General features: G+C 64.2%; 14 protein-coding genes. 7 read left to right on the top strand and 7 right to left on the bottom strand.

Features of this window, described 5'->3' with window-relative positions; all coding sequences use genetic code 11:
• Window position 1 precedes the first annotated feature (1 nt).
• Complete coding sequence (locus H3T88_RS07845) at window positions 2-481, bottom strand: 2-C-methyl-D-erythritol 2,4-cyclodiphosphate synthase (RefSeq protein ID WP_015021963.1); 480 nt, start codon at window positions 479-481, stop codon at window positions 2-4.
• A 14-nt stretch (window positions 482-495) separates the two neighbouring features.
• Complete coding sequence (locus H3T88_RS07840; protein ID WP_015021964.1) at window positions 496-1,110, bottom strand: CarD family transcriptional regulator; 615 nt, start codon at window positions 1,108-1,110, stop codon at window positions 496-498.
• A gap of 223 nt (window positions 1,111-1,333) precedes the next feature.
• Here H3T88_RS07840 and H3T88_RS07835 point away from each other — a divergent pair, with 223 nt between their 5' ends.
• From H3T88_RS07835 to H3T88_RS07820, 4 genes are all read left to right on the top strand, one after another.
• Entirely contained in the window at window positions 1,334-2,077 is a 744-nt protein-coding gene (locus tag H3T88_RS07835) for a response regulator transcription factor (RefSeq protein WP_015021965.1), read from the top strand.
• Window positions 2,078-2,095: 18 nt separating this feature from the next.
• Entirely contained in the window at window positions 2,096-3,226 is a 1,131-nt protein-coding gene (locus H3T88_RS07830) for a sensor histidine kinase (protein ID WP_198204197.1), read from the top strand.
• A 70-nt stretch (window positions 3,227-3,296) separates the two neighbouring features.
• Window positions 3,297-3,917: a LexA family protein gene (locus H3T88_RS07825; protein WP_015021967.1), complete on the top strand. Its 621-nt coding sequence runs from the start codon at window positions 3,297-3,299 to the stop codon at window positions 3,915-3,917.
• Window positions 3,914-5,266 (top strand): Y-family DNA polymerase, encoded by a 1,353-nt coding sequence (locus tag H3T88_RS07820; protein WP_198204196.1) that lies wholly within the window; start codon window positions 3,914-3,916, stop codon window positions 5,264-5,266. The genes H3T88_RS07825 and H3T88_RS07820 overlap by 4 nt, the downstream gene beginning before the upstream one ends.
• Here H3T88_RS07820 and H3T88_RS07815 read toward each other — a convergent pair.
• Window positions 5,263-6,018: a ComF family protein gene (locus tag H3T88_RS07815; RefSeq protein WP_198204195.1), complete on the bottom strand. Its 756-nt coding sequence runs from the start codon at window positions 6,016-6,018 to the stop codon at window positions 5,263-5,265. The two genes, H3T88_RS07820 and H3T88_RS07815, sit on opposite strands and share 4 nt — an antisense overlap.
• An 81-nt stretch (window positions 6,019-6,099) precedes the next feature.
• Window positions 6,100-6,939: an HAD-IIB family hydrolase gene (locus H3T88_RS07810; RefSeq protein WP_415873733.1), complete on the bottom strand. Its 840-nt coding sequence runs from the start codon at window positions 6,937-6,939 to the stop codon at window positions 6,100-6,102.
• Between the two features lie 64 nt (window positions 6,940-7,003).
• On the opposite strand from H3T88_RS07810, the gene H3T88_RS07805 reads away from it, so the two are divergent.
• A complete protein-coding gene (locus H3T88_RS07805; protein WP_033511504.1) occupies window positions 7,004-7,438 on the top strand; it encodes a metallopeptidase family protein in 435 nt (144 codons plus the stop codon).
• 10 nt (window positions 7,439-7,448) lie between these two features.
• On the opposite strand, the gene H3T88_RS07800 is transcribed toward H3T88_RS07805, so the two are convergent.
• Genes H3T88_RS07800 through H3T88_RS07790 form a run of 3 tightly spaced genes read right to left on the bottom strand, consistent with a single transcriptional unit; the run spans window position 7,449 to window position 12,425 of the window.
• Window positions 7,449-8,972, bottom strand: a complete 1,524-nt coding sequence (locus tag H3T88_RS07800) for a DUF5719 family protein (RefSeq protein ID WP_198204194.1) — start codon at window positions 8,970-8,972, stop codon at window positions 7,449-7,451.
• Window positions 8,969-12,109 (bottom strand): glycosyltransferase, encoded by a 3,141-nt coding sequence (locus H3T88_RS07795; RefSeq protein WP_198204193.1) that lies wholly within the window; start codon window positions 12,107-12,109, stop codon window positions 8,969-8,971. Before H3T88_RS07795 ends, H3T88_RS07800 begins: the two co-directional genes overlap by 4 nt.
• A 58-nt stretch (window positions 12,110-12,167) precedes the next feature.
• Complete coding sequence (locus H3T88_RS07790) at window positions 12,168-12,425, bottom strand: WhiB family transcriptional regulator (RefSeq protein WP_198204192.1); 258 nt, start codon at window positions 12,423-12,425, stop codon at window positions 12,168-12,170.
• A gap of 305 nt (window positions 12,426-12,730) precedes the next feature.
• Here H3T88_RS07790 and H3T88_RS07785 point away from each other — a divergent pair, with 305 nt between their 5' ends.
• On the top strand, window positions 12,731-14,185 hold the full coding sequence (locus H3T88_RS07785; protein ID WP_198204191.1) for an LCP family protein: 1,455 nt from the start codon (window positions 12,731-12,733) through the stop codon (window positions 14,183-14,185).
• A gap of 70 nt (window positions 14,186-14,255) precedes the next feature.
• Window positions 14,256-15,518 (top strand): LCP family protein, encoded by a 1,263-nt coding sequence (locus H3T88_RS07780; RefSeq protein WP_232347262.1) that lies wholly within the window; start codon window positions 14,256-14,258, stop codon window positions 15,516-15,518.
• Window positions 15,519-15,593 lie beyond the last annotated feature (75 nt).

Below are 15,593 nucleotides of genomic sequence, written 5' to 3'. Positions count from 1 at the left end.
GTCAGTCCACCAGGGCGGTGGCCATGACGGCGATGCCCTCATCGTGACCGGTGAAGCCCATGCCATCAGTGGTCGTGGCGGTCATCCGAACCGGCGCTCCGACGGCCTGGCTCATGGCCTGCTGGGCCAGGTGACGACGGGAGGAAATTCTGGGGCGCTGGCCCACAATGACCAGGGAGGCGTTGAGCAATCTGCGACCGTGCTCATGCAGGCGGTCCATGGTCTTCTCCAGCATGGCCGCACCGTGCATGCCCGCTCCGGGAGCCTGTGATCCCAGGCCGAACAGGGTGCCTATGTCGCCCAGGTCGGCGGCTGACAGAATAGCGTCTATCAGGGCGTGAGCGGCTGCATCGCCGTCAGAATCGCCCAGCAGGCCGGGGGTTCCGTCATTCCAGGACAGGCAGGCCAGCCAGAGGGGACGCCCACCAGTTGGGTCGAAGCGATGGGCATCAAAACCCAGTCCGACGCTTGGATCCCCCATGACCGGTCCCAGCCTCAGCGCTTGGCCTTGCCCTTGCCCTTGGCCTTGGCGGCCTCCTGGGCCACACGCGCCAGGGTCTTGGAAGCCGGCTCCTTGGGGGACTTGGTATGGTGCTTGTCATCGCCGGGCATGGGCTCCGCATAACCCAGGTTGACGTCCAGCAGACGCTGGGCCTCGTCCTCGTCCAGCTTCTCGGACAGGGCAATCTCGGATGTCAGGATCTTGCGGGCCTTGATCAGCATCCGCTTCTCGCCCGCCGACAGCCCGTGCTCGTCCACATCGCGCTGGGAGAGGTCGCGCACCACCTCGGCTATTTTGTTGACCTCGCCGGTGGCGATCTTCTCCACGTTCAGCTTGTAGCGACGGGACCAGTTCATCTCCTTCTCCTCGACCACCGGGGTGCGCAGGATTTCGAAGACCTTGGCCACCGCCTTGGCGTCGACGATGTCCCTGACGCCCACCTTGGCCGCGTTCTCGACGGGGACGTTGATGACCAGCCCGTCAGAGGAGAGCACAGACAGCTGCAGGTACTTGCGGGTGACGCCCTTGACGGTCCGTTCGGTGATGGCATCCACCCTGGCGGCCCCATGACGCGGATAGACGACCATGTCACCGACCTTGTAACCCATATGTCCTCCAGAACGAGTCGATAAAATACCATATAATAATGCCATTGCGCATGGACTTGCCGACGGGGCTCGGAGGTGACGCGATTCTCTGCGAGCACACTTCCCCTGGAGGCTCTGAAGACTATTCTGGAAGAAACGACGGTGGTGGAACAAATGCCGGCAAGGCTCCACCCCGCATGACGAGCATCGTTTTGCGGATCAGTGATCGAAGACAGAGGTAGGCATGATCAAAAACACAAGCCGCTACACTACACCCAGCACCATCCTGGTGGTTGAGGACGAACCCACCTTGGCCACCGCCATCGCCCAGCGCATCACCGCCGAAGGGTGGACGGCACGGGTGGCCTCGGACGGTGCCAGCGCCGTGCAGGCCGCATCCCAGATCAAACCCGACCTGGTCATCATGGACATCATGCTGCCCGTCATGGACGGGCTGGAGGCCACCAAGCGAATCGTGGCCGAGCGGCCGGTGCCGGTGCTGATTCTGACCGCCCGGGACGACGAAGCCGACAAGGTGACCGGTCTGGGTGCCGGGGCCGACGACTACATGACCAAGCCCTTCTCCATGCGCGAGCTGATTGCCCGCTGCAAGGCCCTTCTGCGCAGGGTGGAGCGGGCCAAGGTCATTGCCAAGAACTCCGAGAACGAGAAGGTGCTGGACTTCGGATCCCTGGTCATCGATCCGGCCCAGCGCATCGTGACCCTGCGTGGGGAGCAAATCCACCTGACCCCCACCGAATTCGACCTGCTGGCCACACTGGCCCGCCGACCCAAGTCCGTGCTCACCCGCGAGAAGCTGCTGGAGGAGGTCTGGGACTGGGTGGATGCCTCGGGCACCAGGACGGTGGACTCCCACGTCAAGGCCCTGCGCCACAAGCTGGGCTCGCAGATGATCCGCACCGTGCATGGAGTGGGATACGCCTTCGAGCCGCCCGAAGATCAGGAACAGGGCCAGGACCAGCGGTAGCGGCTGCGGATGCACGCCATGAGCAAGGACGGCGGAAGCAGGCGCAAGAGGCCCAGTCTGAGTGCGCGCGTGGACCGCGAACGGCCCATCGGATCCTTCGCCTCATTGAAGGTGGAACTGAGCGTCCTGATCATCATCTCCACAGCCATCGCCTTCGTGATGGCCTGGTTCCTGCTGAAGATGGGCTGGAGCGGCTGGATCGCCATGCCGCTGACCCTGGTGGTGGCCCTGGGAATCACCTACTTCTTCTCCCGGGGACTCACCGCTCCCCTGCGGCAGATGCGGGATGCGGCCGAGGCCATGGCCGATGGGGACTACACGGTCCGGGTCCACGCCACCACGACCAGCCATGACGAGGTAGGGCTTCTGGCCCAGTCCTTCAACGAGATGGCCGAGGAACTCCAGCACGCCGACCAGATGCGCCGGGACATGGTGGCCAATGTCAGCCACGAGCTGCGTACCCCCGTCTCGGCCCTGCAGGCCATGGTGGAGAACATGGCTGACGGGGTGACCGAGCCCACACCAGCCAACCTGGAGGGAATTCTGGAGCAGACCCACCGCCTGTCCGACCTGATTGCCTTCCTGCTGGATCTGTCGAGGATGGAGGCCGGGGCCGCCAGCCTGCAGATCGAGGACTTCGACTTCGGGGACTTCATCGACGAGACCCTGCAGCCCCTGGTCATAGCCGATGCCGGGCACGCCCACGACATCCAGGTGGATCTGGAGAAGGGCCTGAGAATGGAGGGCGACCAGGACCGGCTGCGCCAGCTCTTCACCAACGTCATCAGCAACGCCCTGAAACACTCTGCCGACGGCACCACGGTGCTGATCCAGGCCCACGAGGACCGGCAGCGGGAGACCATAGTCACCAACGTGGTCAACTTCGGCTCGCAGATACCCCCCGAGGCCCGCACCGACATCTTCCGACGCTTCGTCAAGGGCAAGGCCGGGCCGGGCACGGAGTCGGGCGGCACCGGGCTGGGGCTGTCCATCGCCCGCTGGGCGGCCCAGCTGCATGGAGGCCAGGTACAGGTGGTGGACGATCCGCGTGGAGCGGACTTCGAGATAACCCTGCCCAGATATCACCGCGATCCAGACGAGGACGAGGGGGACGGGGACCTCTCCGACGGGCCCGACGCGCCGCATTGACGGGGAGGCACACCTCGACTCATAATGAAATCGAACATTTGTTCGAATGTCATCGAGTTCGAGGTGTGCCATGGTCGCTACCATCCATGGGTCGCCGGAGGCGGCCCCTGCTTCCTCCCTGCCGGAGTGCCGGGTCGATGCCCTGAGCCTCTTCCGAGGGCACCCCAGTCCCGTCCCCCAGGCCCTGGAGGCCGTCCATGCCGGCTTCCCCTCAGTGGCCCAGGACTACTTCAGCGGCGACTTCAGCTTCGACCAGAACGTCATTGTCCATCCCGACGCCACCTTCATCATCCATGTGGCCGGCGATTCCATGACCGGCGCCGGCATCTTCGACGGGGACCTGCTGGTGGTCGACCGGTCCCTGGAACCGCGTGAGGGGGACATCGTCATCGCCATCCTGGACGACGAGCTGCTGGTCAAGCGGCTGGCCAGACGCAATGGACGGACCATGCTGCGGGCCGAAAACCCCGCCTACCCCGACTTCATGCCCCAGGAGGGCGAGGAACTGGTCATCTGGGGGGTGGTCATCGGCAACTACCACTGGCAACGGGTGGATGCCAAGGGTGAACCTCGGAGCGGCTCTCCCCTGCCTCAGGTCACCTATCCCGGCCACACCCTGCACGGACGCAGGCGTACAGGGAGCCAGGACCGGAAACCCACCTACCCTTCCACGGGGTGGGGGTCGGCATGAGTGCGCAGAGACCGGTTGATCCTGCAGCCGGAACCGCTCTGACAGGCCGGGTGGTCCTGGCTGACGCCAATTCTTTCTTTGCCTCCTGCGAGGCCGTCTTCGACCCCTCCCTGGCTGCCCGCCCGGTGGTCGTGCTGTCCAACAACGACGGCTGTGTAGTGGCCCGCAACCGCCCGGCCAAGGCCCTGGGCATCACCAACGGCACACCCTGGTTCACCATTCGTGAACGGGCCCTGCAGGACGGGGTGGTGGCCCGCAGCTCCAACTATGAGCTCTACGCCAGCCTCTCCCGACGCATGATGGCCATCATGGCCCATTTCCTGCCCAACCAGGAGGTCTACTCCATCGACGAGTGCTTCATGGACAGCATCTGGAACGACAAGCGCACTGTCGAGATCTGCCGGGAACTACGCGCCGCGGTCCTGCGGTCCACCGGCATACCCGTCAGCGTGGGGGTGGCGCCTACCAAGACCCTGGCCAAGGTGGCCAACCACTGGGCCAAGGACCATCCCTCGACCGAGGGGATCACCCTTTGGAGCCAGGTGGAGGCCCAGTATGGCGACCAGGCTCTGGCGTCAGTGCCCGTCGACCAGGTCTGGGGGGTGGGCCGACGACTGACCGGCAGACTCATGGGCATGGGCATCACCACCGCCCTGGACCTGCGCGATGCCGATCCCTCCCTGATTCGGCACCGATTCTCCGTCATGCTGCAGCGCACCGTTCTGGAATTGAGGGGACGGCCCTGCATCGAGCCCGAGGGAGATGCCGCCAGGGGCGTGCGCACCAATCAGATTCTGTGCTCGCGCATGTTCTCCCACCCCATCGAGGGCTACCCCACTCTGGCCCAGGCGTTGAGCATATACGCCCAGAAGGCCTGCCGCCGTCTACGTCGGCAGCATGGCCTGTGCGGAAAAGTGCAGGTCTTCTGTTCCACCAGCCCTTATGCGCCCCAGCAGTTCTGCGCAGCCAGCCGGACCGTCCTCCTGGAGGATCCCAGCGACGATCCGCTGGTCATCGCCGGCGCAGCCAGCCGGGCGCTCAAGGGCCGGGTGGATCCACACGCCCGCTGGATCCGGGCCGGGGTGGTTCTGCTGGACCTGACCGATGCCGACCACTTCCACACCCTGGAAGGCCTGGACGCAGCCCGGGACACCCATGGCCTGGGGGACGTCCTGGAGGACGCCACCCGTCGTTTCGGCCCCTTCCGTGTGGGCGTAGGCTACGGAGGCATCCGCGGCAAGGGCCGGGGCGATGAGGACACAGGGGCCGATTGGGCCATGAACCGGGGCATGCTCTCCCCTCGGGCCACCACCCGTTGGGACGAGATGGCCGTGGCCCAGGCCCGTTAGAGATCCTCCTGGCCTGGAGGAACGGCCGCCAGAGCCAAGGCAGCCAGCGGTAGGGCGCCTACAGCCTCCAGAGCACGAGCGCACTGGCGGATGGTGGATCCCGTGGTGATGATGTCGTCCACCACCAGGACGGGATGGCAGGCCAGCCGTGAGGGATTCGCAACCGCGATCCGGCCTGCCAACCGACGAGAACGGTCCCGGCGACCGCCCGCCTGGACGGACTTGGTTCTTACGGAGTTCATGGTCAGAGCCGATTCCACCCGGGCATCCAGACCATGCCACTTCAATGCCTGGACCAGGGACAGAAGGATCGGCTTCAGATGAACCCTCCCCCGCTTTCGCAGGGAGGCGGCCGAGGAGGGGGCGGGAACCACCAGAATCGCTTTCGCAGGCTTGGACCGGAGCAGAGGATCGATCAGCCTGGACAAGGCCGGAGCCAGATCGGCCATGACCTGGCCCAGGGGTGCGTCCAAGGGCCGGTTGTCATGATCCTTCCAGGCCAGAATGATCCGCCGGACAGGTCCGCGATATGGAGCGCAGGCCAGGGCCAGGCCTACGGCATAGGCGGGCGCAGGTACCGTCAGGGGTCGGAAGAGCAGGGATCTGCAACTGGGGCAGAGCAAGAAATCAGGACGTTCACAGCCGGCGCAGGCTCGAGGAGCCAGCAGGTCCAGGGCCGAACTGGCCAAGACTGATGCGACGGCACAGGCGGCCCGTCGGAGCCGGCAGGATACCAATGGAAGATTGCGCATACCGCCCAGCCAACCCTCAACCATAGAGGACAGGCAAGCAGGAAAGGGCCATGTGCATGAACAGGCCGTCTGTTCGCAGATTCAGGCCAGGTCAGCCTCCATAGCACGGATCAGGTCCAATGCATCGGCCGGATTGTGCACACGCAGAGCCATGGCCCCGGCCAGCGCCGCTGGATAATCGTTGCCATCCGGATCCATCCGGTCACCAACGAAGGCGATCTGGCCGACATCCACGCCCAGTATCTTGGCCAGGGAGGTCATGGCGTAGGCCTTGTCGATGCCCTTGGCTGAGATGTCCACGCTGGTGGAGCCGCCGGACCGCACCTGCAGGTGGGGCAGGTCGGCGGCCACGGCCCTGGCCAGGGCATCCTTGCGGCTGTTGTCCGGATCCCAGGCCTCCTTGGCGTCGACAGGAGCCTGCTGACCCAGGGCGGAGAAGGTTATCTGGCTGCCGCGATCCTCGAGGCGAGGACCCCAGACCTGCTCCTCCCAGTCGCCCAGCTGCTTGGCCCTGCACTCCAGGCTGGCCTCGGCGGCCTGCCGGTCCTGGGCGCTCAGGTCGTGGGCGTAGACGCATTCCCAGCTTCCGTCCTGCCAGCGGTAGTAACGGGTGCCACTGGTGGGCATCAGATGCAGCTGGTCGAAACGGGTGTCGTCGGGCAGGGCATCCAGCACCTGGTCGCGGAACTGGCTGAACCGTCCGCCCGAGACGATGGCCACGGGTCGAAGCCGGGTCAGGGCGGCGAAATGGACAGCCATGGTCTGGTCCATACGGGTCTTGGACAGCGCCAGGGTATTGTCCAGATCGAAGGCCAGCACCCGTGCACCTGCGCAGATGGACCTTATGTCTTGGCTGCCCCACCAGGCCACGTTCACCGCACCGTCCTCCGCCATGATTGCTCCCATCCGCTTGTCGATCATCGCTCCATGCTACAAGACACCCTGAATCGACAATGCCTTCGAGATGGGGGCTATGGTGAGTGTCATGATCAACGATCAGCCGCCTTGGGCCCGCACTGTTTATCGGGACAGCCATGGCCGGGGGATTCGTCGGCCCACCTTCGGCACCCGTCTGCCCCGCTATCGCACCAGGTGCGGGATCTTCGACGATCTGACCGCAGCACAAATCCGGCGGCTGGGCGCGGGCTGGCCCCAGCTGGTCAAGCCCGTCCAATTCGCCGTCGAGGATGTGCCGCCCTCCGATCCAACCCCCTGGGAGGACCGGTCGGACCTCTTCTCACGTAGCTTCCCGGCGAGCCGTGGCATCCCCGCCAGAATCGTCCTCTACCGGCTGCCCATCCAGAGCAAGACCCGAGACCGCACGGAGCTGGAGCTGATCATCCGCGACGAGCTGGTCCTGCAACTGGCAGACCTTTACGGGCGCGACCCCGAGGAAATCGACCCCATGTGGGGACGCTGAGGGCCGAATCTCAGGGCAGGACGGTGGAGTCCGGGCCGGAACGGATCACGGTGGTGGCAGGCATAAGCCCGTCAGGGGCCATGACCGCCAAACCGGCCAGGCCAGCCTGGTTGACCGCGTCCACGCCCAGCCGTGCGTTCCAGATTAGCCGGGAGGAGCCATGCCCGGAGTTCTCGTTCAGCCGCACGGCGGCCACCTGGTCGCCCAAATCGTGGGTTGAAAGCCCATGCGCGCAACCTGCTTCTATAGTCAGCGAGCGCTCCCCCAACTTGTTGCCTTTTTCGTCGAATCCAACCAGTTCGGCCTTGACCGGATCGGTCGATGGATTGACCAGGGTCAGGACGGCCTGAGCGGGCCGGGATATGGTCAGGGCCGAGGAGGAGGCGGCAGTCCCCGCAGGAATCAGAGCCAGGTCGGACTGGGACTGGTCCTGACTGCCCTGGCTGGTCACCTGCAGGACTGCGTGGACGGGCCGGTCGGCATGCACCTGCAGAGCCAGCTTGTCATCGGGCACGCCGCCCAGATCCACTGCCGTTGCCTGAGAACCCTGCAAATCCAACCGCCGCAAGGATTGCTGGCCGCCCTCATCCATCCAGGACAGGTCCACAGCAGTGGCCTGGGAACCCTGCAGAAGAAGTGTGGCATGGTCTGCCCCGCGCAGGCCGGGAATGACCAGATCACGGCCGGGAGCCACCAGGGCAGTCGCCTGATCCGATCCGCGTGGCTCAAGTCCGTCCATGACATTGATGGAGACCGACATGGCCACCGGAGCCTGGGAGCTGCGAGCCTGGACATAGATGGCCTGCTGTCCAGGAGCCGCCGCAGACAGGTCGTATGAGGCGTGGCCGCCGGGAGCCACGGTCATGGTCTTCCCGGTCTCCAGGGACAGGTGTCCTGAGGAGTGCGACCCCTGGACCTCAAGACTGATCACCGTGGCCTTGGATGACGGATTGTAGACCATCAGCCGCTGGGTGGTCCCTCTGCTGGTGGCGGGCAGCAGGAAGTCCCCGTCCATGACGGCCCGGGGACAGGCCAGCGCCTGGATTCCTCTAAGATCGCCCTTGGTGGCCCAGGAGACCATGCCGGCGGCAGCCCCCGTGCCCGGTTGAGACTTGAGCATCCGGGAATCGAAGGCAGTGGCCGAAGAGCCGGGGTCGAGCGAAGCGGCCATGACCTTCTGCCCATCCAAGAGATCGGGATCGGTCACCGGGGTGCGTTGCCCACCCCCCATTGGGGTCAGGCTGGAACTGCCGATGGATCCGAAGGCGGCGGCGGTGACACGGGAGCTCAGATCGCCCTCCGATGCCTTGAACTGGTCATCGCCGACCTTGTCCTCGTCCGCCACCGCCATTCGAGCCGGACAGTATGCCGCTACCTCTCGCTGGCTGACCCGACTGGAAACGACCGTCGATCCTCGGGCGCCATCAGCCAGTGAGGCAGGAGGCGCCCAGATCAGAAGAGCGGCAATCAGGACCGCCACCAGGGGCGCCGTGACCAGAGCAGCCACCGAGGATCCCTTGCTTCGTACACTCATAGCTGCTCCCCTCCAAAGTAGCCTGGACGCGGCAGAGCCACCAGACAGTATCCCAGCAGGACCAGGGCCAGGGTCCACAGCCAGACCCTCCTCCAGGTGCTGGCCTCTGCTTTCGTGACCCCAGTCATGTCAACACCCACATTCTTGCCGGACTGCGAGCTCAGGCGGAAATAGGTTCCCTGGGCGTTGGCTACCACCTGCTGGGCGCCATCGCTGGCGGTGATGTTGGACACCAGGTCATCGTTGGGCGTGGACCCCAAGCCCACAGCATCGGAACGGTCGACGGGCACATAGATTCCGCCAAAGCCCAGGTCGGCCACAGCGGCTACGGCCTTGGAGTCGGCATTGGCCATCAGGGCAGCCGCCGAATGCGAGAGGACATCCTCGCCGGCCAACCGAGTGCCATTCACCCTCTGGACATGCAGGGCGGGCGAGGCATCGATCAGCTCTCCTCGTATGGTGTGCAGACCGGTGTAGGCTACGCGGCCATGGGAGGGCGAAGTCAGCACCAGCACCCGGTGGGACGGATCCTTGTCCAGGTAGTCTTCCGCCACTGCCGGAAGTTGCCGGCCGTCCGCGGACAGGGGCCCACCGACAGGCGCCACCAGACCGGCCACCGCCACTGCAAGAGTGACCAGGGCCAGGACCAGGCCCAGCAAGAGTCTCAAAACCCGTCCGCCACCATCAATCGCAACAGCGGATGTTGAGGAGGACTGCGCAGGAGGCAGAGGCGGACGATCAGCATCGCTGTCAGGGGCCTGGTCATGCCCGGGAGCAAGGGGCGAGAAGGGACGAACAGCCCTGCCAGCCAGAAGGCCCAAGCAAGCCAGCAGCCCCATGAAGGCCATCATCATGCCGGGCAGGACCGAACCGGCCACTGGGCCAGCCTGGTCCAGACCAGTGCAGACCGCCTGCGAAATCAGCGCCAGGACCAGGCCCAACAGGACCGTAATCCAAAGTATCCTGGCCGCCTTGAGCGCCCGAGGCACAACCAGAGCAACAAAGGCCAGCAGAGCCACCGCCAGTAGACAGCAGGCCAATGTGGTCGGGCGCCAGAGTTCAGGTCGCCACCTGATGGGCCCCGGGACCGAAGCATCCAAGCCCAGCAGGCGGGCCAACAGTTCCCCCAGGCTCCCGGTTCGAGGCTGGCCGGTTAGGTCCCCCGTGGGAATCATCAGGTCTGCGAAAAGCTGCCTCCAAAGCCCCTCCTTGGCATGATGCAGGGAGTTGACCAGGGTGGGCGCCAGTGCCAGCAGCGAAGGCAGGGGCATCAGCAGCAGCATGATCCGATGAGAGGGCACCAGGCAGATTGCCATGATAAAGAGCGGAATCATGGCCAGTATGAGCTGAGGTTCGGCTGCCAGGACCGGCAGGAAGCAGATGGAAGCAAGAGCCGCCTGCTGCACCGAAGCCTTGGGGTGCACGGGGGCCTCGGTCTGATACAACCCCACAGCCTTGAAAACGAAGGCAAAGGCGGCAGGCATAAAGGCCATGACTGTCAGCATGGGCAACTGCAGACCATCCACGATGCCCAGGGCGAATGCCAGAAAGGCCCAGGTCAACCCCAGCAGGACACGGATGGGATTGGATCTGGTGACCACGCCGGTCAGGGCCCAAAAGGACAAAGCGGCCAATCCTGTCTCCGCCAGGAGCATCAAGGCCATGGCCTGGGCCACATGACCGCCAGTCAGCAGGGCGAAAGGCAGGAGCACAAGGAGGAAGGGAGCAGGAACTGCGGGCTGTCCCACGCCCCCGGCCCAGGACCAGGAGGTGGTGGCCGCCGCCAGAAGACGGGACCAGTCGGCCCCTGACGAGGGCAGGGAGGGCGCATGGATGGCCCCTCCCGAGAAGACGGCGCGACAGATGGGCCAGTGGGTGGCCACCAGGGCCACCAAGACTGCTATGGTCATCCCTGACGCCCAGGCCAGGCGGCGCAGGAACTGCTGGCGCAAATGAGCCAGGGCCAGGTGGCTGAGCATAGGGTGTTCCTGCTGGTCGTGGAAAGCATGCCTGCGCTGCCGCCACTGCCGTATCTGCTGGCTGTTGGCCTGAAGAATGTCCAAGCGACGGGGACCGCCATGGCAGGCGGAAGTCAGACGGCGACGCATGGTCAGCAAGGCTGCAGGACGAGCCAGAATCCGCCAGGGCGCACACAGGCGGCAGAGGGCCCTATAAGGCCGTTTGCCGATGAGATCAATGGCCATGAACCACAAAGCCGCCAGAACCCGCCAGAGCCAAATCAACGGCCACCATGGCAGGGCAAAATCAGTCATCAGGTAGCGTTCCCGAGCCAGTATCGGACCCATGGAGGCATCCAAGGGATGGTCAGGCTGCACCGGCCGTCCATTCCGGTCACGCAATCCGCTCATCCGGGCGCTGGCATGGGCCATCCGGGCGTTGGGCACCACCACCACCCGTCCCCCCGACAGGCAGATGCGACGACAGAGGTCGTCGGCTTGGCCGAAAGTGCCAGCCCAGCCGCCTGGACCACCCAGATTCCTCATTGTCTGCATGGGCACCAGAGCGCCAGCCAGGCTCACTGCGAAGACATCCTGGCGCGCGTCATACTGCTCCTGGTCGGGCTCGCTTTCCACTACAAGGCTCACCGTTCGGTGATGGTAGGCATACCGACCCACGTCCCGCAGTCCCACGCCCTGCCAGTCATACTGCTTGGCGCCCAGCAGGGAGGCGGTGGGATTGCTGTGCCAGGTGTCCACCAACTTGTCCAGGCAATGATTATCCAATGGACGGCAGTCGTCGTGCAGAAGCCAAAGTGCGCGGATCCGACCGGGCAGACGGGCATAGCCAAGCGCCTTGTCCACGGCATCGCCGAAGGAGGAGGCGCCCCGGGCGCGAACCACCTGCACCTCCACCCGCGCTGGCCCGTCCACCGGAAACTGCGCATAGAGAGGCTCCACAGTGGTACCCGAGCAATCCGCGATGACCAGGACCCTGGGCAGGAGGCTCTGTCGCAGGAGGGCACGCAGGGTGTCAGACAGGTAGGTCAGGTCATGCTCGACCGTGATCACCGCCGCAACCGCATCCTCCACATGTGGGCTGGCGGCAGGCGAACATTCTTTTATGCCTGCAGAGAGGACCTGCCGGACATCCTGGGCTTGAGGCGCGACGAAACTCATGCGTTCCAGTCTACGCAATCCAGGTCACCGGATGCCCCGCTCGGGCACCTGCGGCGATTCAGGCCTGACGCTGCGCGCGCATCCGCTTCTTGTAACGGCGGCGCTCCCGTTCACTCATCCCACCCCAGATGCCAAAGCGCTCGTCGTGTTCGACTGCCCAGTCCAGGCACTCCTTTCGGACGGTGCAGTCGGCGCAGACCCGTTTGGCCTCCTGAGTGGAGCCTCCCTTGCCCGGGAAGAATGCCTCCGGGTCGGTCTGTGCACAGAGCGCCTCGCTTCGCCAGGATGGTCCGATGTTGACTTCGAACCATTGCATCAGCGGCGTCAGCCTATTTTTAGTTGTACTGCTGTATCGAGTGTCTATAAAACCACTCATAGCGACCCCCCAGTCCCTAGTGTGTTTACACACTTTTATTACAGCCGCTACGGAGGTCTTCTGTCAACCCCTAAATGACTGCAAGCGCAACTGGGCAACACGTGGAGGCGGCCGTATCGCCCGAAGAGGAGCTGCGGATGGGGGTCAGACTATACTATGACTGGTTTAAGCACGCGTTACCGCCATCCCGGTCCTTTCAGCCGGAATGACCCCTACAGCGACAGCCGATGAGGAAGGCATAACCATTGACGTCCCCAACCAGAAAGATGGGTCTGCCCAACATCAAGGCGGGCAGGAACGGCAAGCCCCAGCACAGCGATGGGTTCCGCAGCAGCCACTCCCTGCGCACGGGCATATGTCTGGCCCTCACCTTCGTTCTTTGCTTCCTGGCCTCTACGGTGGCGGCCTTCTGGACCGACATCAACGGTCACATGCACGTGCTCGAGCCCATCAGCCTGACCCAAGGCCATGGGACCCCTGAAGACATCTACAAGGGCAAAACCTTGAACGTCCTGGTACTGGGCCAGGACACCCGCGAGGGCAAGGGCAATTCGGTCCTGGGCGGCGGCGGGGATGACCTGGAGGAGAACCACCAGTCCGACACGGCCATGGTGGTCCAGATCGCAGCCGACCGCTCATATGTGAACGTGGTCTCCATTCCCAGGGACTCCATCGTGAACGCACCGGCATGCGTCACCAGCAAGGGCGAGACCATTCCGGCCCGCCACCAGGTCATGTTCAACTCCATCTTCGCTGACGGCTACAACCAGGGCGGCGATGTGAATTCGGCCGCCAGCTGCTCCCTGGCCGCGGTCCAATCCCTGACCGGCCTGGACATCCAGCAGTTCGTGGTGGCCGACTTCAATGGATTCAAATCCATCATCGACGCCCTGGGCGGAGTGGACATATGCATCCCCACGGATACCAAGGACACCTACACCGGCATTGACCTGAAGCAGGGCCTGCACCATCTTGACGGAACCCAGGCCACCGAGTACGCCCGTATGCGCCACGGAACCGGCGCCGACGGATCAGACATCATGCGCACCACCCGTCAGCAGTACCTGGTCAAGAGCCTGGTCAACGAGGCCAAGACCGTCGATATTTATTCAGACCTGCCCAAGGCCTACCGTCTGACCACCACCTCCCTGTCAACCCTGCAGCTGAGCGAGGGCCTGGGCAGCTTCCAGACCCTGCTGGGCCTGGGCAACTCGCTCAAGCATATCGACACTGCGCATATCTACGCCAGGACCATACCTGTCGAGGAATGGTCCCAGGACAGATACCGGGTGGTGTGGACTGACGAGGCCGACACCATCTGGCGGCTGCTCCGGGAGGGGAAGCCCTTGACCCAGGCCAATGAGGCTGCAGAGTCGGCATCCTCATCGGACAAGCAGGCCGGCAATAATCATGATGCCCGGAGCGACAAAACCTCACAGGGTTCCACCCGGACGAGAGGCAACGGCTCTGACACAGTGGACGGCACCCAATCCCCATCTGCGTCAGCCACCGCTCTGCCCAAGCCCGATCCCCGTACCGGACTGATCACCATGCCTGACAAGACCCTGATTGATCCGGACACGGGCGGAATCGTGGATCCGGACGATGGAGCCATCAGGGACGCGAACACCGGACAGTACATCGGCATGGCGGACCGCTACCTGTTCGCTACAGTCTGTGCCGTTCCGGCGCAGAGATAGCCGATTAAGCCCCCTGGAGTCATTCAGGCATGCTATTGCTTACCTAGTCGGCCAAAGGAAGGTTAAGGGTATGCGGACTGGATCAGACCAGGGAGGACAAGGACAGGAGCCTCCTAGCTTCATGCCCGCCGGACATCACCGTCCGGCGGCCGACCCCAGAGGTCCAGGTAGCGAGGCCAGACATGGCCATAGCCAGATTCCTCCCAGCTTCTCCCCCTCCTCCGGGACTGGGCATCAGCCGGCGCAGACCAGCAAAGCCCGGAAGGCCAGACGCACCAGCGGCTCCTCCAAGACCACACCCAAGCCAACGACCATGGCTGCACCTGTCGGAAACGACTGGAGTAGCAGAAGCGGCCGGAACATGCGCAACGGCACTGCCCTCGTCCGCAGACACCCCGTGCGCAGGTTCATAACCATTTCGCTGTTGGTCCTGCTGCTGGCACTGGTCGTGCTGGCGGGTGGAGGATGGTTCTGGATCAATGGCAAACTCACCCGCGACAAAATGCTGACCGATGCCTCTGACTCAGTAGCCGACACCTGGCTCCTGCTGGGGTCGGACCAGCGCGACGGTTCTCCGGGAGCCGGACAGGATGACAGCATCACCGGCTTCCGCACCGATACCATCCTGGTGCTGACCAGGCCACGCCACGGAGCCGCATCCTTGATTTCAATCCCCCGGGACTCCTTGGTCAAGCAGGACGGGGATTACATGAAAATCAACGCAGTGGCCTACACATCGGGCTACCGGGCCCTGACGGGTCAGATCGAGGACATCACCGGCCATAAGGTCAATCACGTGGCCCTGATTCGCTTCGGAGGCCTCAGTAAGGTGGTCGACGCTCTGGGCGGCGTCAGGCTTTGCTACGACGCAGACGTCAACGACCCCAAATCAGGCATGGTCTGGTCCAGTGGCTGCCATCAGGCTGACGGCAGTATGGCCCTGGCCTTCACCCGCATGCGCTACTCGGATCCCAAGGGGGATTTCGGGCGTGCCGAACGCCAGCGCCAGGCCATTTCGGCCATCGCCGCCAAGGCACTCAAGCCTTCGGTTATTCTCAATCCGGCTACGGCCGGCAAGGTCCTTTCGGCGGGGCTGGATGCCTTGGTGGTGGATGAGCGAACCAACCCCATAGATCTTGTGCGCATGGTCCTGGCCTTCCGTAGTGCCAGCGGCAGCAAGGGCGTCACCGGAAGCGTCTACTGGACAGATCCCGACTACTATCCGGGCGGGGGTATAGGCTCCACCGTTCTGCTGGATCAAGCCCAGAACACCGATCTATTCAACCAACTGGCCCAGGGTAGCCATGCCCCAGGAACCGTCGGTGGCATGTAGCATCCACCACCAATCCCAGCCACATTCCACATTCGACCACATGCCAGGTTTACCCCGGTGCTCCCCAGTCAGACC

The organism is Bifidobacterium sp. W8110, assembly GCF_016101375.1.
GTDB classification, from domain to species: Bacteria; Actinomycetota; Actinomycetes; order Actinomycetales; family Bifidobacteriaceae; genus Bombiscardovia; species Bombiscardovia asteroides.
The sequence above is the reverse complement of the archived record's forward strand: the minus strand, read 5'-3'. Positions and strand labels throughout refer to the sequence as shown.